General features: G+C 69.9%; 20 protein-coding genes. 9 read left to right on the top strand and 11 right to left on the bottom strand.

Annotation, left to right across the window (positions count from 1 at the left end; translation table 11 throughout):
* Positions 1-6 precede the first annotated feature (6 nt).
* Complete coding sequence (locus EEJ42_RS00595) at positions 7-579, top strand: arginine repressor (RefSeq protein ID WP_009713772.1); 573 nt, start codon at positions 7-9, stop codon at positions 577-579.
* Between the two features lie 45 nt (positions 580-624).
* Here the strand turns inward: EEJ42_RS00595 and EEJ42_RS00600 are convergent, their stop codons facing one another.
* Both EEJ42_RS00600 and EEJ42_RS00605 read right to left on the bottom strand, forming a co-directional pair.
* Positions 625-2,925 (bottom strand): FtsX-like permease family protein, encoded by a 2,301-nt coding sequence (locus tag EEJ42_RS00600; RefSeq protein WP_123098073.1) that lies wholly within the window; start codon positions 2,923-2,925, stop codon positions 625-627.
* The gene (locus EEJ42_RS00605; protein WP_123098074.1) at positions 2,922-3,632 is read right to left on the bottom strand and encodes an ABC transporter ATP-binding protein; all 711 of its coding nucleotides are present in this window, start codon (positions 3,630-3,632) and stop codon (positions 2,922-2,924) included. Before EEJ42_RS00605 ends, EEJ42_RS00600 begins: the two co-directional genes overlap by 4 nt.
* 152 nt (positions 3,633-3,784) lie before the next feature.
* Between EEJ42_RS00605 and EEJ42_RS00610 the strand changes: the two genes are divergently transcribed.
* A complete protein-coding gene (locus EEJ42_RS00610) occupies positions 3,785-4,612 on the top strand; it encodes a sensor histidine kinase (RefSeq protein ID WP_246095934.1) in 828 nt (275 codons plus the stop codon).
* Entirely contained in the window at positions 4,609-5,355 is a 747-nt protein-coding gene (locus EEJ42_RS00615) for a response regulator (RefSeq protein WP_123098075.1), read from the top strand. The genes EEJ42_RS00610 and EEJ42_RS00615 overlap by 4 nt, the downstream gene beginning before the upstream one ends.
* A gap of 139 nt (positions 5,356-5,494) precedes the next feature.
* On the opposite strand, the gene EEJ42_RS00620 is transcribed toward EEJ42_RS00615, so the two are convergent.
* Both EEJ42_RS00620 and EEJ42_RS00625 read right to left on the bottom strand, forming a co-directional pair.
* Positions 5,495-6,484, bottom strand: a complete 990-nt coding sequence (locus tag EEJ42_RS00620; protein WP_123098076.1) for a bile acid:sodium symporter family protein — start codon at positions 6,482-6,484, stop codon at positions 5,495-5,497.
* Positions 6,485-6,555: 71 nt separating this feature from the next.
* Positions 6,556-7,146 (bottom strand): pyridoxamine 5'-phosphate oxidase family protein, encoded by a 591-nt coding sequence (locus tag EEJ42_RS00625; RefSeq protein WP_123098077.1) that lies wholly within the window; start codon positions 7,144-7,146, stop codon positions 6,556-6,558.
* Between the two features lie 51 nt (positions 7,147-7,197).
* Between EEJ42_RS00625 and EEJ42_RS00630 the strand changes: the two genes are divergently transcribed.
* Entirely contained in the window at positions 7,198-7,584 is a 387-nt protein-coding gene (locus tag EEJ42_RS00630; protein WP_123098078.1) for a DUF488 domain-containing protein, read from the top strand.
* Positions 7,585-7,604: 20 nt separating this feature from the next.
* On the opposite strand, the gene EEJ42_RS00635 is transcribed toward EEJ42_RS00630, so the two are convergent.
* From EEJ42_RS00635 to EEJ42_RS00645, 3 genes are read right to left on the bottom strand one after another with little or no spacing between them, the layout of a single operon-like run.
* Entirely contained in the window at positions 7,605-8,405 is an 801-nt protein-coding gene (locus tag EEJ42_RS00635; protein WP_246095935.1) for an FAD:protein FMN transferase, read from the bottom strand.
* Complete coding sequence (locus tag EEJ42_RS00640; RefSeq protein ID WP_123098079.1) at positions 8,402-8,848, bottom strand: FMN-binding protein; 447 nt, start codon at positions 8,846-8,848, stop codon at positions 8,402-8,404. The genes EEJ42_RS00635 and EEJ42_RS00640 overlap by 4 nt, the downstream gene beginning before the upstream one ends.
* Positions 8,849-8,862: 14 nt before the next feature.
* Positions 8,863-10,233, bottom strand: a complete 1,371-nt coding sequence (locus EEJ42_RS00645; RefSeq protein ID WP_123098080.1) for a ferredoxin reductase family protein — start codon at positions 10,231-10,233, stop codon at positions 8,863-8,865.
* Between the two features lie 133 nt (positions 10,234-10,366).
* Here EEJ42_RS00645 and EEJ42_RS00650 point away from each other — a divergent pair, with 133 nt between their 5' ends.
* A complete protein-coding gene (locus tag EEJ42_RS00650) occupies positions 10,367-10,915 on the top strand; it encodes a hypothetical protein (RefSeq protein WP_246095936.1) in 549 nt (182 codons plus the stop codon).
* Here EEJ42_RS00650 and EEJ42_RS00655 read toward each other — a convergent pair.
* The 3 genes from EEJ42_RS00655 to EEJ42_RS00665 form a co-directional block, all read right to left on the bottom strand.
* Positions 10,896-12,062: a Cmx/CmrA family chloramphenicol efflux MFS transporter gene (locus tag EEJ42_RS00655; protein WP_123098081.1), complete on the bottom strand. Its 1,167-nt coding sequence runs from the start codon at positions 12,060-12,062 to the stop codon at positions 10,896-10,898. The genes EEJ42_RS00650 and EEJ42_RS00655 overlap by 20 nt on opposite strands.
* Before the next feature lie 125 nt (positions 12,063-12,187).
* The gene (locus EEJ42_RS00660; protein WP_123098082.1) at positions 12,188-12,433 is read right to left on the bottom strand and encodes a DUF397 domain-containing protein; all 246 of its coding nucleotides are present in this window, start codon (positions 12,431-12,433) and stop codon (positions 12,188-12,190) included.
* Positions 12,430-13,218 carry a helix-turn-helix domain-containing protein gene (locus EEJ42_RS00665; protein ID WP_123098083.1) on the bottom strand — a complete coding sequence of 263 codons (789 nt, stop codon included), beginning with the start codon at positions 13,216-13,218 and terminating at the stop codon, positions 12,430-12,432. Before EEJ42_RS00665 ends, EEJ42_RS00660 begins: the two co-directional genes overlap by 4 nt.
* Positions 13,219-13,386: 168 nt before the next feature.
* Here EEJ42_RS00665 and EEJ42_RS52160 point away from each other — a divergent pair, with 168 nt between their 5' ends.
* Positions 13,387-13,914, top strand: coding sequence for an ATP-binding protein (locus tag EEJ42_RS52160; protein WP_123098084.1), 528 nt, complete (start codon positions 13,387-13,389; stop codon positions 13,912-13,914).
* Here the strand turns inward: EEJ42_RS52160 and EEJ42_RS00675 are convergent.
* Entirely contained in the window at positions 13,895-15,133 is a 1,239-nt protein-coding gene (locus EEJ42_RS00675) for a LysR family transcriptional regulator (RefSeq protein WP_184502867.1), read from the bottom strand. The genes EEJ42_RS52160 and EEJ42_RS00675 overlap by 20 nt on opposite strands.
* A 219-nt stretch (positions 15,134-15,352) precedes the next feature.
* Between EEJ42_RS00675 and EEJ42_RS00680 the strand changes: the two genes are divergently transcribed.
* From EEJ42_RS00680 to EEJ42_RS00690, 3 genes are all read left to right on the top strand, one after another.
* Positions 15,353-16,555, top strand: a complete 1,203-nt coding sequence (locus EEJ42_RS00680; RefSeq protein ID WP_184502868.1) for a NucA/NucB deoxyribonuclease domain-containing protein — start codon at positions 15,353-15,355, stop codon at positions 16,553-16,555.
* 231 nt (positions 16,556-16,786) lie between these two features.
* Positions 16,787-17,524: a dienelactone hydrolase family protein gene (locus tag EEJ42_RS00685; protein WP_123098086.1), complete on the top strand. Its 738-nt coding sequence runs from the start codon at positions 16,787-16,789 to the stop codon at positions 17,522-17,524.
* A gap of 463 nt (positions 17,525-17,987) precedes the next feature.
* Entirely contained in the window at positions 17,988-21,572 is a 3,585-nt protein-coding gene (locus tag EEJ42_RS00690) for a laminin G domain-containing protein (RefSeq protein ID WP_123098087.1), read from the top strand.
* The last annotated feature ends 334 nt before the right edge of the window (positions 21,573-21,906 follow it).

Below are 21,906 nucleotides of genomic sequence, written 5' to 3' on the forward strand. Positions count from 1 at the left end.
GAGACGATGACCGAGGCGCAGCACACCGACGCGGCGAACGACACCGCCCACGACGCCGACGGGAACCACAACGGACCGTCCGTGCCGCAGACCCGCACCGCCCGCCACCGCCGGATCGTGGACATCCTGAACCGGCAGCCGGTCCGCTCCCAGAGCCAGCTCGCGAAGCTCCTCGCCGACGACGGGCTCTCCGTCACCCAGGCGACGCTCTCCCGCGACCTGGACGAACTGGGCGCGGTCAAGATCCGCAACACCGGCGGTGAGCTGATCTACGCGGTCCCCAGCGAGGGCGGCGACCGCACCCCCCGCGCCCCGCTCGGCGAGTCGGCGAGCGAGGCGCGCATGGCGCGCCTCGCGGCCGAACTCCTCATCTCGGCCGAGGCCTCCGCCAACCTCGTCGTCCTCCGCACCCCACCCGGCGCGGCCCAGTTCCTGGCCTCGGCCATCGACTCGGCGGAGCTGCACGTGATCCTCGGCTCGATCGCGGGTGACGACACGGTGCTCCTCATCAGCCGCGACCCAGCAGGCGGCCAGGCCCTGGCCGACCACCTCCTACGCCTGGCCCAAAAGGCCCGCTGAGCCCGGGGCCCGTCCGGCCCCCGCTGCCCCGGGGGTACGGACGGCCTACTCGTTGTGCAGCACCTTGGCGATCGTCAGCCGCGCCGCCGAGCGGGCCGGGATCAGCGCGCCGAGGACGGCGATCACGACCCCCGCCAGGGCCAGTACGGCCAACTGCGGCGCGTGCCAGACGTCCTTCATGGACTCCGGGAACGCAACCACTCCCACGTGGTCCACGAGCAGCCGGTGCGCGGCGATCCCGAGGGGTATCCCCAGCAGCCCGCCGACCGCGCCCAACCCCGCCACGGACGTCACGGTCATCACCGTGACCTGGCGCGGCGTCATGCCGATCGACTTGAGCATGCCCAGGTCGCGGCGGCGTTCCCGGGTGTTCAGCAGAACCGTGTTGAAGACGCCCAGAGCCGCGACGATGGTCAGCAGCACGGTGAACACCGCCGAGAAGCTGACGACGGTCGCGGTGGTGGTGTTCGTCGAGCCGCCGGGCAGCAGATAGAGGCCCGGGCCGGATGCCTTGACCGCTTTGGCGTACGCCTCGGCGTCGGCGCCCTCGGCGAGTGCGACCGTGTACTCGACGGCCCGCAGGTCCGGGGCGAGCTCGGCCAGGGTCTGCCAGGTGGATTCCACGGCCTGGGGGTTGCCTTCGATGAGTTCACCGACGACGGTGACGCGTGCCTGTCTGCCATTCAGATACAGGGTGATCCGGTCGCCGACCACGAGCCCGTGCTGGTTCAGGAACGCCGGCGCGGCCGCGACCTCGCCCCGTCCGTGCGGCCAGTGCCCCCTGACGATCTCGGAGTCGTACATCTGGGTGTCCCCGCGGTAGAAGTTCGCGAAGGCGGTCTGCGTGTACCCGGCCAGGCGCACCTTGGTGAGTGCGCGGGCGGTCACCAGATCCGCTCCGGGAAGGGACCGCAGCCGTTCCTCGATCTGGCGGTCGCTCAGTTTCGGGGCTTTCTGCCCGAGCCCGGGCCTGCCCGCCTCCACGTTCACCCAGGCGGCGCCGTTGCTCTGGCCGTGTTTCCCGAACGCGACCATGGTGCTGGTCAGACCGGTCGTCAGCGTCACGGTCGTGACGCCGAGGACGATGGCCCCCATCGTCATGAGGGTGCGGCCCGGGCGGGCGAAGGGCTGGCCCAGGCCCAGGCTCACGGCGCGCGGCAGCCGGGTGCCGCTGAGCCCCCGCTGGATACGCAGCCCGCGCCCGGTCCGCGGTGCGTTGCCCGCGCTGATCGCCCGGGACGCGGAGAGCCGGTGCGCGCGGAGCGCGGGGACCAGCGCGGCGAGGATGGCGAGGGCAGGCATGCCCAGCAGGCAGACGGCGTACACCCAGGGGCTGACGCCGATGGCGGCACTGCCGGTCTCGATTCCGCTGAAGGCGTCCCGCAGGATGGGCTGCGACAGCGCGTCGCCGATCAGGGTGCCGACGACACAGCCGGCGACCGCGGGTACGGAGACCATCGTGAGGTAGACCGCAACCACCTGGTTCGGCGTGAAGCCCAGCGCCTTGAGCACCCCGATGTGCCGGTACCCGGAGACGACCACTCCGCTGACCACGTTCCCGACGATCAGGGCGGAGATCAGCAGGCCGAGGATGCCGAAGACCGTCAAGAACGGGAGGTAGGAATCGACCCCTGCGGAGAAGGCTCGCTTGAGCGTGAGGGAGGACTGCGTGGTGGTCAGCGAGCCCGTGGGCAGCCTCGCGGTGGCCTCCGACAGGCTGTCGCGGATCTGCCGGTCGGTGGAGGACTGTGTGAAGCGGTAGAGCATCTGGACGGAGGCCGGGTGCAGCGCGGCCATCTGTTCGGGCGCGACCCAGGCTCCGGCGGACTTGCTCATGCTGGTGGCGAAGCCGACGACGGTGAGTGCCGGGGCACCGCGTACCTTGAGCTGCGTACCCAGCTTGTCCGGGCCGGGGGTGCCTTGGACGTTGACGACGATCTCACCGGGCTTGGTGGCCCAGCGGCCCTCCAGGAGACGGATGCGGTCCACGGTGCCCGCCGGGTCGGACCGGCCCACAACCGTCAGGGGGCCGGACGGGACCCACAGCCACTGTTCGGGTAGGTCGACGACGGCCTGGAGATACGGACCCGCGGCGGCCTGGACACCCGGCCGCCCGGCGGTGCGCGCCAGTTGGGTGTCCGAGACCTTGGCCCGGTCGAAGGCCGCCACCACATGGGCGCCGCGCTGCTGGCCGAAGGCCCGCTCGAAGGGTGCCGAGGCAGCGCTCAGCAGTGCCAGCGTGAGCAGGATGGTCGTGGTGGAGCACAGCACGACAAGTCCTATGACGGCCGTCTGGACCTTGCGGCGCTTCACGACCGCGCGCGAGGCCGCCCAGACGGCGCTCATGCGGTCGGCTCCAGCGCGCTCTCGCGGGCCACCCGGCCGTCGGCCACCTCGATCAGACGGCTGGCGCAGCGGGTGGCCAGATGCGGGTCATGGGTGACGATCAAAAGGGTCTGGCCGATCTGGTTGAGGTCGATCAGCAGGTCCATCACCTGCTCGCCCGAGCGGCTGTCCAGGGCACCGGTCGGCTCGTCGGCCAGCAGCAGGGCCGGACGGTTCATCAGCGCCCTGGCCACGGCGACCCGCTGGCGCTCCCCACCGCTCAGCGCGGCCGGATAGGTGCCCTTGCGGTCGGCGACGCCGAGTTCGTCGAGGAGTTCCAGCGCACGACGGCGAGCCTGCCGGGCCGAGGTCCCGGTCAGCTGAGCGGCCAGCGCCACGTTGTCCAGCGCCGGAAGGTCGTCGATGAGGTTGAAGAACTGGAAGATGATGCCGATGTTCCGCCGCCGGAACAGGGCCAGCCCGGTCTCGTTCAGCTTGCCGAGGTCCTGGCCGTGGACCTCGACGGTGCCGGATGTCGGCCGGTCCAGGCCCGCGACCATGTTGAGCAGGGTGGACTTGCCGCAGCCGGAGGGCCCCATCACAGCGACCGCGTCCCCCGCGCGGATCTCCAGGGACATGCCGTCCAGGGCCTTGGCGTCGCCGTATTCCTTGTGTACGCCGTCCAGCCGTACGACGGCCTGCTGCGAACTGCCGGGATCATCAGTCATGGCACGAACCTAGGATCGGCGGGACGGGGCGGCGTCCCTCCCCGGATGTAACCGTACGGGCCCGTCATCCCGGGGATGTACGGAGCTGCGCCCTGGGAATGATGCGGATCATGGGGCGGGGCTGCGAGGCTGACGGAGTGTGGAGTTCAGGGGTGGGGTGGCTGGTCATCGCGTTGGCGGCGGTGTGCGCTGCCGCCGCCTGGCTGGGCGCGGCCCTCATCCGGGTGCGGCGGCGCCACCGATCGGCCATCGAGGAGCGCGGCTGGCTGCTGGAGCGGGAGCGGGAGAGCGCGGCACGGACCGCGGTCGACGCCGAGCGAGCCCGGATCGCGGCGGACCTCCACGACATCGTCAGCCACAACGTGAGCCTCATGGTGGTCCAGGCCGGTGCCGCTCGCGAGGTGCTGGCCACCATGCCGGACGAGGCCGCGGCCGCGATGAGCGCGGTCGAGAGCGCCGGACGGAACGCGATGACCGAGCTGCGGCACCTGCTCGGCCTCCTCGCCCCCGCACAGAACGGCGACGACGAGCCCTGCGGTACGGATCTGTCGCCACAGCCAAGCCTGAGCAGGCTCAGCCCGCTGATCGACCGGTTCGCCTTCGCCGGACTGCCCGTAGAAGTACGCATCTCCGGGGAACCACGCCCGCTGCCGGGCGGAATCGATGTCACCGCCTACCGGATCATCCAGGAGGCGCTGACCAATGCCCTCAAACACGGGAACACGGCGAAGGCCGAGGTGACAGTGCGGTACGCGGATCACTACCTGCGGGTCGAGGTACTGAACAGCGGGCCGAGCGTCCTGACGACCGGCGGCTCCGCATCTCCGAGCGGCCCGGCCGCCGACCGGGCAGACGGAGCCGGACGCGGGTTGCTCGGGCTGCGGGAGCGGGTCGCCGTCTACGGCGGCGACCTGGACGCCCGCCGCCGCCTCGGCGGCGGCTACCGCGTCCGCGCCCGGATCCCCCTGGACCGGCCATGACGCCCGCCGAACCCGCCCCCCGCGTCGTCGTCGCCGACGACCAGGAACTCGTCCGCACCGGCTTCCGGCTGATCCTGACCGCCCGCGGAATCGACGTGGTGGGCGAGGCCGCCGACGGGGCGGCGGCGGTGGCAGCGGTGTGCGGGCTGCGACCCGACGTTGTGCTGATGGACATCCGGATGCCCGGCATGGACGGTCTGGAGGCCGCCCGCCGCGTACTCGCGCAGGTCCCGGACTGCCGGGTGATCATGCTGACCACCTTCGACCTCGACCGCTACGTCTATGCCGCCCTCGCCGCCGGTGCCAGCGGCTTCCTCCTCAAGGACGTCACCCCCGAACACCTCGCCTCCGCCGTACGTCTGGTCAGGACCGGCGACGCACTGCTCGCACCCTCGATCACCCGCCGCCTGGTGGAGCGTTTTGCCGGGGGTGAACGACGAAACGGTGCCGGACGCGAACACCGACCCAGCGCCTCCGCCGGAGCCCCCAGGCCCGGGACCCCGACCGTCCACCGCGACCTGGCCGTCCTGACGCAGCGGGAGCGTGAGGTGCTGACGCTCATGGGCCGGGGTCTGTCCAACAGCGAGCTGGCGCAGACGCTGACACTCAGTGAGGCGACGGTGAAGACCCATGTGGCCCGGATCTTCGCCAAACTCACCCTGCGCGACCGAGCCCAGGCCGTCGTCCTCGCCTACGAGACAGGGCTTGTCTCTCCAGGCGGCTCCGCTGGAACCGTTCAGTAGAGGCGGTAACGCACGGGCAACCACGGCGCGGAGTCCCACCGCTCAGCCCTCCGGCGTTCGGGGACTACCCAGCCCCTCCGGCGCTTGAGGAGCGGGGGCCGGGGCGGAGCCCCGGGGTCGGGGAGGGGCGGGGTGGGGGCTACTCCGCCTCCGACCGGCGCCCACGGCGTGCCATCCACGCCGCCACCACCGACCCCGACACGTTGTGCCACACGGAGAAGACGGCCGCCGGAAGGGCCGCCAACGGGCTGAAGTGCGCCGTGGCGAGCGACGCCGCGAGGCCGGAGTTCTGCATGCCGACCTCGAAGGCCATCGCCCGACTCGCGGGCGCCCCCAGCCGGGCCACCTTCCCCGCCGCATACCCCAGCGCCAGCCCCAGCCCGTTGTGCAGCACGACGGCCACCAGCACCAACGCCGCCGCCGACCGAATCGCGTCCGCGCTGCCCGCGACGACCACCGCCACGATGAACCCGATGGTCACGGCCGACAGCCACGGCAGCACCCCCAGCACCCGCCCGATGTAACGCCCGGCCAGCAGCCGTACGACCAGTCCGCCCACCACCGGCAGCAGCACCGTCTTCAGGATGTCGGTGACCATCGACTGCGCGTCGACGGGCAGGAATTCCCCGGCCAGCAGCAGCGTCAGCGGCGGGGTGATCAGCGGGGCGAGCACGGTGGAGACGGTGGCGACCGAGACGGACAGGGCGACATCACCCCGCGCCAGATACGTGACCACATTCGAGGCCGTCCCGCTCGGCGCGCAGCCGACCAGGATGACACCGGCGGCCAACTGCGGCGACAGCCCGAGCCCCTGGGCGATGAGCCACCCCAGCCCGGGCATGATCACGTAGTGCGCGACCAGCCCGAGCGCCACGGCCCAGGGCCGCTTCAGCACACCGGTGAAGTCCTGCGGGGTCATGGTGAGCCCCATGCAGAACATGATCACGCCGAGCAGGTAGGGCACCTGCGGCGCCCAGCCGGTGAAGGTGCCGGGGGTACTCAGGCCCGCCACTCCGGCGGCGAGGACGAGCAGGGGAAAGACGGTGACGGCCCGCCGGGCCGCCCGGTCGGCGGGCCCGGGACCGGACTCTGCGGAGTCCGTCGCGGGGCTCTTGGATTCGGATCGCACCGCGCGATGGAACGCCGCGCGAGCCCCGTTCCGCAAGACCGTCTCGTTATGTGGTCGCTACAAGGAAGCCGTCACAACGACAGCGGCGGCAGCGGAAGCGGCAACCCCGGCAGCCCGTCCAGGCTGCTGGCGACATGGTCCTTCCGCTCGCAGTAAGCGGTCAGCTTCGTCTCGTCGTCCTCGCGCCGGAACCGCTGGGCGTGCAGCGTGCGGTCCTCGCGGTAGTCCATGAAGGGCACCGCGTACCCACACGTGTCCCGGATCAGCTCAGCGGTCACCACAATCACGGCCCGCAGCCCGTGCGTGTGCACATCGACAGCCGGAAAGTGCTTGACCAGCTCGGCGAAGCGCGGGTCGTCGCGGAACACCGGCTCGCCCCGCCCGTGCACCCGCACGATGTTCGGCGGCCCGTCAAAGGCGCACCACATCAGCGTGATGCGGCCGTTTTCGCGCAGATGGGCGATGGTCTCCGCGTTGCTCCCGGAAAAGTCCAGGTAGGCCACGGTCAGTTCGTCGAGCACGGCGAACGACCCGGACACCCCTTTGGGGGAGAGATTCACGGTCCCGTCCCCGGCCAGCGGGGCGGTGGCGGTGAAGAAGATCTTCTGCTGTTCGATGAATGTGCGAAGTCTGCCGTCGATACGTTCATGCACCTTTCCCATGTGGCGCATTATCCGCCCAGGTCGAGGCCACAGGGATGGTTCGATGGAGACATGGCAGACAAAAACGGTCGGCGGGACCGCCCCGGGATCCGGGTCCGCCGCGTGTACGACACCCCGGAGCCGGACGACGGCACGCGCGTCCTGGTGGACCGGATCTGGCCGCGCGGCCTGGCGAAGGCCGACGCCCGGCTGGACGAGTGGGCCAAGGCCGCAGCTCCCTCCACCGAGCTACGACGCTGGTACGGGCACGAGCCGGAGCGGTACGCGGAGTTCGCCCGGCGGTACCGCGCGGAGCTGGCCGAACCGGAGCACCGCGAGGCCGTGGACCATCTGCGCGAGCTGGCCGGACACGGCACGCTCACGCTGCTCACGGCCGTGAAGGACCTGAGCTACGGCCACGCGGGACTCCTGGCCGACGCCGTACGCGGCCACCGCTGAACAGCGGGCCAGCGGGCCTCTCACGACACGCACAGCTCAGCCGAAAAACGCGCGAAACCGCTCGTCTGCCACGTCGTCCCCTCCGCCGTCACCACGAACGCCTCCGCGCCAGGCTGGCGCTGAAGCCACGGGCGGGCGCGTTCGGCGCCCATCGCGCAGGCCGCCGTCGCCCAGGCGTCCGCCTCCGTCAGGCTGGTGCCGACCACCGTGACGGAGGCGAGGCCGTCCGCCGGGGGGCGGCCGGTGTGCGGGTCGAGGATGTGGCAGCCGCGCTCGGCCGGGCCCGAGGTGGCCACGGCCAGCTCGCCGTGCGCCTCGACCACCGCGAGCAGCTCACCGCGCCGCATCGGGTCGGCGATGCCCACCCGCCACGGGCCGCCGTGCACCTGCACGTCGCCGCCGCCGTTGACGCACACCGAACCGGCGCCCGCCGAGGCCAGCATCCGGGCGGCGCGTTCGACGGCCCACCCCTTGACCAGGCCGGTCGGATCGGGCCGCCCCCCGGCGTAGTGCGGGGTGAACCAGCCGTCGCTGCGGTACGTGAACTCCTCGCACAGCTCCAGTACGTCCCGTACCTCCGGCTCGCACTGCGACAGCGTCAGCTCCTCGCGCCCGAGACGGCTGATCTGGCTGTCCTGGCGGTACGTGGAGAACAGCTCGTCCACCCGGTGGAGCCCCACCACGGCCCCGTCCAGCGCGGCCAGCACCCGGGGCCGGTCGGCGTCGTGGACCTCGCGCAGGTCGAAGGAGAAGACGGTGCCCATGACGTGCTCGACATGGCGCAGCGGCTCGGGCTCGCCGTACTCGTCGTAGGACGTCATTTGGTACCCGCCTTGTCGAGAGCGCTCTGGAGGGACTTGGCGTAGCCCTCGCTGGTGTACGTCGCACCGGACACGGTGTCGACCTTGGCGGCGGACACCGCCTGCTGGTTGAGCTGGGGGATGGAGTCCTTGGCGATCTGTTCGCTGCGCGGCCCGGAGTTCGGCGTCTTGACGGCCTGCGCGGCGGTGATCTTCCCGCCGCTCATGGTGACGCTGACCTGCACCGGCCCGTACTGCGTGTCGACGACGTCACCGGTCAGGGTCTGCCCCCCGGCCGCCCCCGAGGGCGCGGTGGCCGCGACGGGCGGCGGCGCCTGCCCGGCGGGCGGTCCGGCGACGTTCTGGCCGCCGGCGGGCTGCTTCAGCGCGAGCAGCGCCACGACACCGGCCACGGTGGCGGCGGTGCCCAGCAGGATACGGCGCAGCGGATGCTTCCTCTTCATGGCTCCACCTCAGGTCACAGCTCGAAGGATTCATGATGGATACGGCGGTCCGGGACCCCCGCGTCGTGCAGCGCCTCGTACGCGTGCTCGGTCAGGCCCGGGGGCCCGCACAGATAGACGTCGTGCTCGTCGATGTCCGGCAGCAGCGCCCGCAGCCGCTCCGCGCTGATCTCCGGCCGGGCCCCGTCGGGCCCGTTGACGGCGTACAGCAGCCGGGCGTCCCGCTCGGTCGCGATCTGCTTCAGTTCGCCCCACAGCGCCAGGTCCTCGACGGTCCGGGCGCGGTAGAGCAGGGTCAGGTCGCCGCCCTTGCCGGGCAGCGTCTCGAACAGGGCGCGGATGGGGGTGATGCCCGCCCCACCGGCGATCATCAGCACCTTGCCCTGGCTGCGGCGGGACGCGGTCATCGCCCCGTACGGCCCTTCGGCCCACACCCTGGTCCCCGGCTTCAGCTCGGCGAGCCGGGTGCTGTGCCCGCCCACCGCCTTCACCGTGATGCGCAGCAGATTGGGCCGGGGAGGGGCGGACAGCGAGTACGGGTGGGAACCCCACCGCAGCTGCGGGGCCAGGAACCGCCACCGGAAGAACTGGCCCGCCTCCGCGCCGATCCGGTGCAGCTTGCGCCCCTTGATCAGCACCGAGACGATCCCGGGCGCCTCCTGGACGACGGCCTCGACCTTCATCCGGTGCCGCATGTTCAACCGCAGCGGCACCAGCAGCCGGTACCAGATCGCCAGCGCGCTGACCGCGCCGTACAGCACGTACCACGCCGTCTGGGCCGTCATGTCGCCCACGAACTCGGCTCCGTTGCTGAGCTGGTGCCAGAACGTCAGGAAGACGGCCGCGTACGTGAGCAGATGCAGGTAGTACCAGACCTCGTACGGCAGCCTGCGGCGCACCATCCCGGCCGAGATCAGCCCGATCACCACGAGCGTCACCGTGCCGATCGTCGCCTCGAGCATGTCGGGGAAGGTGAGCACCATGGTCTCGGTCTGCTCGACGAACGAGACGCCGCCCTGGGTCGCGTACCCCGCGATGATGAGGCCGACATGAGCGAGGATCAGGCACAGCGCGTACCGCCCGCTCATCGCGTGCCACCGCGCCACCCGGTCCGAGCCCACCCGCCGCTCCAGCGCGGGCACCCGCGCCATCTGGAGCACCACCAGCGCCAGGACGTACCCGGCGAGCAGCCCGCTGAGCCGCCCGGCGCCGTTCAGCCAGGCGGCGTTGCCGGTGACGTTCGGGGTGTTGAACCACCACAGGGACAGCACCGCTGCCGCCCCTGCCCAGCTCAGCAGCACCAGCGGCACGGCGGGGGAGCGCCGTGGCCGAATCTGGCGCAAGGCCAGCCGTCGACCGGCCCGGCTGTTCAATAGCGTCGTCACGGCCCGTCCCCTTCCTATGGGCTCCGGTGCACAGGGGTACGGGCGGGAGCGGGCGATGACTCAAAGGCCGACGGAATTCATAGGTTTCGGTTTCGTATGATCGCTGACCACGTCATTCTTGGTTAGGAACGTCATGTCGATGCCGCCCCAGCCGCAGGGGAACCCGTACGCCTCCGCGCCGCCCCAGGGGAATCCGTACGCCACACCGCACGCTCCGTACGGTCAGCCGCAGCAGCAGCCCCACTACTGCCAACACCCGCACCCGTCCGATTACGGCCAGCCGATGGCCGGGGTGCCGCAGGTGCCCGCCTGCCGGGTGTGCGCGTCGTATCCGGCGGCGGAGGTCACCATCCGCAGCCATGTGGGCATGCTGATCATGATGCGGTTCCAGAAGTGGCAGGGACCGTACTGCCGTACGTGCGGCACGGCGATGCGCCGTGAGGCGACCACAAACACGCTGTGGCAGGGCTGGTGGAGCCCGTTCTCGCTGTTCATCTTCAACCCGTACACGATCATCAGCAACCTGGTGGTCCGCGGGAAGCTCAACAAGCTCCCGGAGCCGGGACCCGTTCCGTACGGAACGCGCCCCGACCCCGGGAAGTCCGTGCTTCAGCGCCCGGCGGCCTACGTCGCGCTGCTGCCCATCCTCTGGTTCCTGTTCCTCATCGTCCGCGGCGGCTAGCGAGCGCCCCGGACGGGGCCGCGCTTGCCAGCCCCGCCACGGCGAACGCCAGGGCCACCAGCAGCGCGCTCACCCAGACCGGCGAACGGTAGCCCAGGCCCGCGCCCAGCGTGAGCCCGCCCAGAGCGGGACCGACCGCCGCCCCCACATTGAGGGCGGCGGTCGCGAACGCACCGCCCAGCGCGGGCGCTTCGGCCGCCGCGTACAGCGCCCGCGTGATCAGCGTGGAGCCGACACCGAACGACAGCATCCCCTGCACGAGCACCAGCACGACCGCCACTCCGGGCCGGTCCGCGCCCACCGACAGCAGCAGCCAGCCGACGAGCAGCGCCGCCCCGCCCGGCACCAGGACCAGCATCGGCCGCGCGTCGGACCACCGCCCGGCGACGGTCACCCCGGCGAACGACCCGAGCCCGAAGAGCGCCAACACGGCGGGCACCCAGGACTCCCCGAAGCCGCTCACGTTCGTGACGAGCGGCGTCAGATAGGTGAACGTGCAGAACGTCGCGGCGTTCACCAGCATCCCCAGGGCCAGCGTCACCAGCAGCCGCGGGCTGCGCAGCGCCCGCAGCTCACCGCGCGCACTCGGCACCTCCACCGCTTCGGTACGCGGCACCGACCGCACGATGGCGAACAGGGCCGGTACGGAGACGAGCGCCACCGCCCAGAACGCCGAACGCCACCCCCAGACCTGCCCCAGCAGCGCACCCGCCGGAACCCCGGCGACACACGCGAGCGTGACCCCGCCCAGCAGCGCGGACGTGGCCCGCCCCTTGGAACCGGGCTCGACCATCCCGGTCGCCGCCGCGAGCCCCACGGCCAGGAACCCGGCATTGGCCAGCGCCCCGAGCACCCGGGTGGCCAGCAGCACGGCAAAGCTGGTGGTGACGGCGCCGACGACATGGACGGCCATGAAGGCCGTCAGAAAGACCAGCAGCGCGCGACGCTGCGGCCACCGCATACTGAGGAGCGCCATCAGCGGCGCCCCCACGATCATCCCCACCGCGAACGCCGACGTCAGCGCGCCCGCGGCGGGGATGGATACGTTCAGATCACTGGCGATGTCCGGCCCGAGGCCGGACAGCATGAATTCGGATGTGCCTTGGGCGAAGACCGCCAGTCCGAGCACATAGATGGCAAAAGGCATGAAGACTCCACACACCGGCGTGAAAGACGGAGAGAATGCGGAGACCGGTAGCCCGGTGATGAAGGCGCCACCGAACGACCGGTGGCTAGAGCCTGGATGCCTCGGGACTGGACATGGCGGTTAGGCTAGCGGTTCGCCGTGTGGGTGACGAACGCGGCCCATGCGGTGGGGGAGAAGGCGAGCTGGGGCCCTTGCTTGTCCTTGGAGTCCCGGACGTGGACGGTGTCCTCCGGGCAGGTGGCGACCTCGACGCAGCTGTCGCCGTCGCCCCCGCTGTACGTGGACTTGTGCCAGGAGAGGGCGACCTCGACGCAGTCGTCGCCGTCGCTTCCGCTGTAGCTGCTCTTGAACCAGGCCAGTTCGCTGCTCATAGCGCTCCTCGGATCTGCCTCAGCAGGCTCACGGAGTCCTCAGGGGTAAGAGCCTGTGAGCGCAGTTTCGCATAGCGCATCTGAAGAACGCTGACGTCTTTACGGTCACAGATGAGCAAACCGCCACGCTGGCCTTCTGAGTAGCCGAGCCACTCGTGGTCCGGAGTCTCCAGCAGCCGGATAGGGCCGTTCAGCCCCGCGTGGTGCTCCTGCACCAGCGGCATGATCTGAAGCTCGATGTTGCGAAGCCCCGCGCACTCCAGCACGAACAGCGCCTCCTCGACGATGAAGCTGAACGCAGTGTTCGGCCTGTCCCGGAGCAGACGCTGTCGTTCCTGGCGAGCGGTGAGCTGGATCTCGATCTGCTCATCGGCCAGCGGCGGCACGCCACTCTCGAACACCGCCCGGGCGTACCTCGCTGTCTGCAACAGCCCCGGGATCAACCGGCATTCGTACGAGCACAGGCTGATCGCCTGCTCCTCCAGTGCGGCCCACTGCTTGAACCACGCCGCCAACCCCGGCTTCCGCACCAGATACTTCGCCGCCGCCCGCAGAACCCCGAACGCTTCGAGCACTTCCTCCGCCCGCTCCACATACTCCCGCTGCGGGAACCGCCGACCCTGCTCGATCGAGGCCAGGGTCTGGACCGAGTACCGGAGCAGCGGGGCCAGTTGCTCCTGGGTGTAGCCCGCTCGTTCTCGGAAGACCTTGACGACCGCCCCGAACGTCTTGAGGCTCTCCGAGGACTCCGGTGCGTTGTTGGTGCTGCCCGTGTTGTCCGCCATCTGCGGCCACCTCCGGTGGTGCCGTACGTACTGAACCTGACTATCGGCCCAACTCGGCCATGGTCACGGTCCGTTATTCGTACAGTCCACCACGCGTACTCGTACAGTGACGCAGCGTACGAGAAGCCGATCTGGTCCGGTCATACGCCGAGCCGGAACGGTGACGCCATGCCAATCCCAGCGCATCCACGCACGACTTCTGACCAGTTCACTCATCGCTTCAGCTCCACCCGCCGCGGCGCCCGGCTCGCCCGGCTGCTGGTGCTCCAGCAGCTGGACGAGTGGGGGTTCCCTTACCGTGGCGAGGTGTCGGACCTCGTCGCCGCGGTCGTCGCCGAACTGGCGGCCAACGCCGTCACCCACGGTCGCGTTCCCGGCCGGGACTTCGAAGTAAGGCTCGCTCGCACCGTCACCGTTCTCCGCGTCGAGGNTCACCCACGGTCGCGTTCCCGGCCGGGACTTCGAAGTAAGGCTCGCTCGCACCGTCACCGTTCTCCGCGTCGAGGTGGCGGACACCCGTACCGAGGGGCGGCCGCCCGTCGAGGACACACCGGCCACGCCGCCGCCCGACTCTTTGAGACCGGCCGCGGCCTGCTGCTGGTCGCGGGCCTCGCCGCGCGCTGGGGCGTGGCGGAACGGCAGAGGCCGGGCAAGACGGTCTGGGCCGAGATCGACCTCACTTGCGGTCGAACTTGATCGGATAGGACACCGTGGAGCGCGGCACCGGCTTCTTGGTGTTCTTCCCGGTGTCCTTCTTCCCGCCGTCGTTCTGGAAGTGAACGGGATACCGCCCGGTCTGACGCGGGTTGGGTGACTTCCCGTCGCCATCCGTCTCGACATCGCCCCGGCCGTTGATCCATAGGACCCCCACCACGACCACGCCGAGCACGATCATCTGGTTCTTCCTATCCGCCACCGACTCCCCCTCGGTCCGCAGATGAGCCTCCCCCGCTCGCCAGCCATGGTGACACCACCGCACCGGCGCCGACCAGGGCCATAAGTCGGCTTGTCGGCGCAGGACGGTTCGCGTCGCTTGCCTGAGCGCGGCGACGGTCGGCTTGTCGCGATTCTTGGGCAGCCAGGCGAGGGCCAACCGCCACGGCTCGAGGTCGACGACATCGACGTAGGCGACGCCGGAGCGTGGGTAGAGCCAGCGGGCGCTCTCCGGCGGGAGCTGGATCCCCTTTCCCATGGCGATCAGAACCAGCGCGCTCTCGTAGTCGGTCACCGCGTGGGGGCTGTAGCGCACGGCGGTGCCGTCGGGGCGGGGGTTGACCGACCAGAAGTCCCGCCACACTGCGGGGATGTCCGGACCAAAGCCGATGTGTTCGTGATCGGACAGGTCGGAGAGCCGCAGTGGTCCTTCGGACACCAGGGGGTCGCTGCTGGACATCGCCGCGCACCGCGCACCGGCGGCCAGGGTGCAGGTCTGGATGCCCTCGGGTACGGGGAGGAAGACGAACGACGCGTCCACATCGCCGCGGAGGATCGCCGTCGCGGAGTCGAAGCCGGTCCGCAGGACCTGAACGTCCACGTCCGGTATGAGCCGGTGGAGTTCGTCCATGATGGCGGGTACGGGGTCCATGGAGGTGACGGCCTCGAAGGAGCCGATCACCATCCGCCCGGCGGCTGCGTGATGCCGCGCCGAGGTACGCAGCCGCTCGGCCGCGTCCACGACCTCACGTATCCGGGGCAGCAGGGCCCGTCCGGCGTCGGTGAGTTCCGTCCTGCGCGTGGTGCGGTCCACCAGTTCCGCCCCCAACTGACGCTCCAGGGAACGGATGTGGCGTGAGAACGTCGGCTGGGCCAGGTAGGCGCGCCGTGCCGCGCGGCCGAAGTGCAACTCCTCGGCCAGTAACAGGAAAAGCCGCAGCTGGCGTATGCCCGGGTAGCTCGTGCCCCTCGTATCCGCCATAGCCGTCACGCTATCAATCCGGCCCGGACTCGAATGGTGGTCGTCTTGCCCGACCGCACCGGGCAACGGAGGATGTTCACACCGCCTACCCCCGGGCGTGCGCTGGTGCGCCCGCGCACAGCGCACCCCCGCCAGGCTTGTCATGCAATCGACAGCACAACGGGGAATGCAGTGCCTCTTCACGCAAGACTCAGGAGATACAGCGCGGTAGCGGCAGCGATGGTGCTGCTATGTCTCTCCGCCACCGAATCGGCTTCCGCGGCACCACAGCAGCCGGAGCCCCAACCCTCCGCCGCTGCGGAGGGGACGACACACGTACCGCCACAGGGCACTCATCCACCGGGCGAGCCCGACCCTAAGTTCATCGAGGAGTGCGAGGCCGACCCGGAGGCGCAAAGCCTCCAGGGCAGGGTCTACCACCGCGGCGTGTGGTGCCAGACCGCCGAGGTCGAACTGCCCACCGCACAGGGGAACGCCACGCTGGACATCACGGCGGCCGCCTACGCCGACCCCGCCGCGCGCCGGGTACGGGTCTTCTACCGGGTCAACGACTGGAACACGGACCTCGCGAACCTGCCGTGGATCAATGGCCTTAGAACCTTGCGGATGCGCCTGACCTGCGACAACCAATGCGGCGTCATCGGCAACGACGACGCTGACAAGTCCCAGCCCCTGGCGGATTGGCGGGTCCCCTCCAGAGACCTTCCCGCCCGCCAGCCCAATTGGGCGGTCTGGGACATCACCTCTCCCGATACCGGGTCCGGTCCGGAGCACATGCTCCAGCACCTGTGGCAGTTCCAGGGCACGCTCGAAGGACAGCCGGGACTGAGCGACGACCACGAGTTCGCCCTCCCCGAGCACAGCGTCCGCTGCGACTCGGCCGGTCTGGCTCCGGGATACGGCAACTGGACACCAAAGGCCTGCATCAATGACGACGTGATGCCCTTCATCACCTACAAGAAGAGCGACCCGGGGGAATGGCATGTCGCCCAGCACATCGACCACGCCCTCAACAAGCCACGCGAGACCTTCCCGAACTTCGGCTCGGCGAAGTCGATCCCCGGCAAATACACCGGCAGCAAGTCCAGCCCCGGCCTGCATCGCGTCGCCTCGGACTCGGAAGTGGCCGAGGCCAACCGGCGGATGAAGGATGCCATCCGCGACCGCCAAGGCGAGTGGAACGGCCCCGACGATCTGCCGCCCAAGGAATATCCCGACATGCAGGCCGACGAGTACCCCTTCGCGTCAACCGAGGAGGGACTGTCCCAGGCCCGCGCCGAGGACGGCATCCTGGACGCCTCCGTGGACTGGGTCGAGGGCGAGCAGAACCGCATCGCCGGCAATCGGCTCCAGGAGTTCTATCGCAAGGACCGCGTCCTCTTGGGAGGCAGGGACGAGTTCTGGGTCAACATTCAGCCCTGACGGCCTCGGCCTTCAGGCGAGTGGCTCCGTGGCATCCGGCCACGGAGCCTCCGCAAAAACCCGTTGGCGGACCACGGCGGGCCACTGCTAGTTTTCCGGAGGCCGTGCGAGAGAACGAGGAGGTGGTACCCGTGAACGTATCGACATGGGTGCTCCCCTCCGGGGTCACGGTCGGGCGATAGGCAGGTCGTCCGGGAGCGCTGTTCAAGCGCACTCCCGAAAGGCACGACCATGCGATTCACTTCTGAGCAGCACCTCGACGACGGCGTCCTCGAACGCGCATTCACCCTCGGCGAGATCCCCGGCATCCTGTGGACGCCCGGATCCGCGTCCGCGTCCGCACCGGCGCCGCTGATCCTGCTCGGCCACCCCGGCGGACTGCACAAGCTGTACCCCCGACTGGTGGCCCGGGCCCGGCACTCCGCGGCGGAGGGCTTCGCCACGGCCACCATCGAGCTCCCCGGAAGCGGTGACCGGCCCCGTTCCCCCGCCGCCGAGCAGGCCCGCGCCGACCTGCGCCGGGCGCTGGAGGCCGGTGAGCCGGTCGACGAGGAGATCGTGGACCGGCTCGTCCTCCCACTGGTCGACAAGGCGGCCCCGGAATGGCAGGCCGCCCTGGACGCCCTCCTTGCGCTGCCCGAGATCGGCGGCCCGGTCGGGTACTCGGGGGGAGTGATCGCCATCGGGGTCCGGCTGGCGGTGGTCGAGCCGCGCATCTCGGCCGCCGTTCTGTTCGCCGGGAGTTTCGTGCCGCGCGCCCTGTTCGAGGAGGCCCGGCAGGTCACCATCCCGCTGCACGTCCTGCTCCAGTGGGACGACGAAGGGAACGACCGCCAGCGGGCCCTGGACCTGTTCGACGCCTTCGGCTCCGAGGAGAAGACGCTGAACGCCAATATGGGCGGGCACACCGGCGTCCCGCAGTCCGCGGGGGACGCCGCGGCCCGGTTCTTCACCCGGCATCTGAGCTAGCCGCCACAACCGCCCCGATCGCGGCGGTACCGGCCATCGGGGGGCGGTACCGGCCGGTCGGGGCGGCGCTGGGCCACCAACACCGCCATCAGCAGGGCCCACGCCGTGAGACACGGCTGATGCGTGGCACGTGAGGTGTAAGGCGGCACCTCGGTCCCGCTCACCCTCGCGCCGGACACCCGGCCAGTGACTGCGGGTAGCCGGAAATCGCCCATGGGCACCACGAGGCACACGAATCACCCTTGACGCTGTGCGTTTATGTTCGATTTACTCGCCGCATAATCGAAGATTCTGTGACTCCGGGGTGGGGACTGTGGGGTTGGGGTGGAGCCGTCGCGTGCGCGACGGCGGGACAAGTGCGTCGCGCCGCGCCGTGGCGGGGACGTCTGTCGGGGCGATCATCGCCGCATCGCTGGTCTTGTTACCGGCCGCACGTGCGGACGCGTCGCCGGTACCGAAGGCGATGACCGCATCGGAACGAGCGGCCGCATCAGGCGAGCCGGTGGAGGTGACGGCCCAGCGAGCCGAGTACTCGCAGACGTTCGCGAATCCGGACGGGACGTTCACGCTGGAACAGTCGTCGGTACCGCAACGGGTCAGGGCGGATGACGGGACATGGCGTGCCGTGGACACCACGCTGGAGCGCCGTTCCGACGGGAGCGTCGCGCCCAGGAGCGTGGTGGTCGACGTGGCGTTCTCCGGCGGAGGCGACGGCAAGGACCTCCTGCGCCTGGGAACGGCGGATAAATCGCTTCGCCTCTCATGGCCTGAGCGACTGCCCGTGCCCAGGCTGGACGGGGCCACCGCGACATATCCGGACGTGCTGGAGGGAGTGGACCTCCAGCTCACCGCCACGGCGGAGGGCTACCGGCAGGTTCTCGTGGTGCGGACGGCTCAGGCGGCCGCCAATCCCGACCTCGAGCAGGTCAAGCTGTCCGTCTCCGGCACCGGGCTCGACGTGGCTCCCGGCGCGGGTGGCGGTCTGCGCGCGATCGACGACGACGGGAACGCGGTGTTCAAGGGCCCGGCGGGGCAGATGTGGGACTCGGCTGGAGGAGCCGAGGGCGGCGAGGGCGTCGCCGCGCGTGGTCCGAACGTTCCGAGATCCCCGACGGCGACGGTGCCGGAAGAGGCGGGCACGCAGACACGGCCCGGTGCCGGTGATGTCAGCGCTCTGCTGCCCGTCACGGTGCAGGACGGTGCGGTGATCGTGAAACCGGACCTCGGGCTGCTGCGCGGAGACAAGACCGTCTATCCCGTCTACATCGATCCGCCAGTTGGCCTCGGCGCCTCGGAGCGTACGAAGCTCTCGTCCGACGGGGACAGGTTCTGGCAGTTCGACGGAAGCCTCGGGGTCGGCAAGTGCGGCACTGCCAACGGCTACTACTGCGGTTCCGGCTATGTGGACCGGATGTACTTCGAGTTCGCGCCGTCGAAGCTGGTCGGAAAGTACGTACTGGACGCCACCTTCCGTGCCCACGAGACCTGGTCGTTCGACTGCGAACCGCACTGGGTGGACCTGGAGCGTACGGACAACATCTCCGAGGGCACGCGCTGGCCGGGGCCGCGGCAGCTCGACCAGATGGGCGACCGCTACGTGTCCGCGGGGCGCGGCAAGAACTGTAGTCCGGAGCAGCCGGACGCGTGGATCGAGTTCAACGACAACCCTGACGAGGGGGACGAGAACCTGGCGCGCACGGTCAGGTCGTTCGCCGACGGCAAGATCTCGCGGCTCACGCTGATGCTGCGGGCGAAGGACGAAACCGACGCCACCGCGTGGAAGCGGTTCGAGGACAACGCGACCTTGAAGGTCACGTACGTTCCCCGGCCGGGCGTGCCCACATCGGTGGGGGTGATACCAGGGGACGGGACCTCCGCCTACTGCAAGTCTTCCTCCTCGGATCCCCTGATCGTCACCCGCAGGGACCCGATGGTCCAGGCACGCGTCCAGACGAAGACACAGCCGAGGAGCGGAGAGGACAAGGGCTCGCTCCAGGCCGAGTTCTGGATGGAGCGCAAACAGGACGACGGGTCATGGGACAAGGTGTGGAGCGGCTACCGGCCGGACAGCGGCTGGGACCCTGACGGCACCTTGGAGAAGATGCGCACGACGGATCGTGCCGACGGCGGCTTGTACCGCTACAAGGCACGGACGCAATCACACTGGGCCTACAGCGGCAGATCGGGCAACCTGTTCTCGTCCTACGCCTCCTGGTGCTATCTGAAGATCGACTCCACCGCTCCGAAGGCACCGCAGATCACGGCGGGCAAGCCCTACACCGAGTGCCTGCCGAACCAGTGCGTGGGCAAAGGCGGCCCCGGTACGGCCGGCACTTTCTCCGTCAAACCGAACAGCGCTGACACGGACATCACCGGCTATCGGTGGCGGTTGCTGACCTCGACGGCCGCGAACACCAAGCAGAGCACGGGCGCGCGCGTCACCTTGAACGTGACGCCGCCGCTCTCCGGGACCCAGGTGCTGTCCGTGGAAGCCAAGGACGTGCGCAATCGCTGGGGCACCCCCGCGGAGTTCACCTTCGCCGTGGCACCGGCCGCGGGACCTGTCGGCCGATGGCGCTTCGGGGACGGGGCGCCGGGTTCGGGCGTGACCAAGGCCGTGGACAGCGCCACCGAGGGGACCCGGCATGATGCCACCCTCCACGACGAGGCGGGAACGGGCTGGTCGACCTTCGGGCGCCGGGGCGACACCGACTATTCGTTGTGGCTGAACGACACGTCGGCCACCAATGGGTATGCGGCCACCTCTTCGGCTGCGGTGAACACACAGGATTCCTTCACCGTCTCAACCTGGGCGTACCTCAGTGACACCGCTGACAACAGGGTGGTGCTGACCGAGCCAGGGGAGGAGGGATCGGGCTTCACCCTGTACTACTCGTCCGCGTACAAGAAATGGATCTTCAACCGTACGGACAAGGACAAGGCCGATCCCACGTACATCCGCTCCTTCGCCAATGCGCAGAACCCTCCGCTGAAGGTCTGGACACATCTGGCCGGTGTGTTCGACACCCAGGGCGATACGGACAAGTCGAACGACACCATCCAGTTGTTCGTGGACGGGCGGCCACAGGGCGATCCGGTGGTGTTGTCGAAGGCGGCCTCCGGCTATGAGCCGTGGACCGCGGACCGCGGGTTGCAGTTCGGCCGATCCAAGGTGGGCGGCACGTACGGTGAGTACTTTCGCGGCCGTATCGATGAAACGGCGGTGTGGCAGCGTGCGCTGACGCCCGACGAGATACGCGTGGAGGCACGCTTCCTGGGAGGCGAGGCGCCGCCCAACGAACTGGTGGCCATGTGGGACGCCTCGGCCGCGAAGGGCACCGAGATCGCCGAAGGCACGTCGTACCCGCCCGCGGCCATGAAACTGTCCTCTTCCGGGGCGGCGCTGAACGAGGACGACAACGCGCTCCTGCTCGACGGAGCTTCGGGCTACGCCGCCACGGCGGGACCGGTGCTCGATGAGAACGGATCCTTCACGGCCTCGGTACGCGTACGCCTCGACAGCGTCAAGCTCGCGGGCAAGCCCGTCGGCTACGAAGCGCAGGTGGCCGGGCAGCGGACGGGAGCCGAGTCGTCCTGGGCACTGTGGGTGACCAAGCCCGCCGAGGACACCTATCGATGGCGCTTCACGCGCACCGGCGTCTCCGGCACCGGCAAGGTCACCCAGAGCGCTTTCGTCCCCGGAGAGGAAAACGCAGAGCTGGACACCTGGGTGCAGGTGACGGGGGTCTTCGACGCCCAGGAGCCCTGGGAGTGGGTCGATCCGGACGACCCGGAGAAGACCGAGACCCGGTACGGAAAGGTTCACCTATACGTCGGCGATTCCGACCAGGCGTCCCTGGATCGGTCCGGTTTCACGGCGGAGCAGCAGGGCGCCGGTGAGCTTTCCCTGGGCCGGGGGACCGAGGGCGGCAGCACGTCTCACTATCTGCCCGGCGCGGTGGAAGAGCTCAGGATCTGGGTGGGGGCCATGAGTGCCGAACAGATCCGCTCCCAGGTCCTGGACGCGGGCCCGCTGGAGAACGAGTGATGCCCGGCCGCCCAGTTGGACGGCCGGTGAATGGGGACAGCGGACGCGGCTCGGACCGCACGCGGTGGAGATGGGGAGTGAAACGGATCGTGTCGGCCCGTGGTGTCTTAGGCAGTGGTGTCTTGGGCAGTGGTGTTTTAGGCAGAGGTACAGCATCCCGGCGCAGCCGCTGGCTGGGGCGCGTCGCAGCGGTGGCCGGCTTGTCGTTGCTGCCGGGACTGCTGTCGCCGGTCGTCTTCGAGTCGGAAGCCGAAGCAGTCGGCAGGCCCAAGCTGGACGCACCACGTGCGGACAAGGTCGTACCGCTCTCACCGAAGCTGGACCGCAAGGCCGC

Origin of the sequence: Streptomyces botrytidirepellens (assembly GCF_003721215.1) — a bacterium.
In the GTDB taxonomy this organism is placed as follows: domain Bacteria; phylum Actinomycetota; class Actinomycetes; order Streptomycetales; family Streptomycetaceae; genus Streptomyces; species Streptomyces himastatinicus.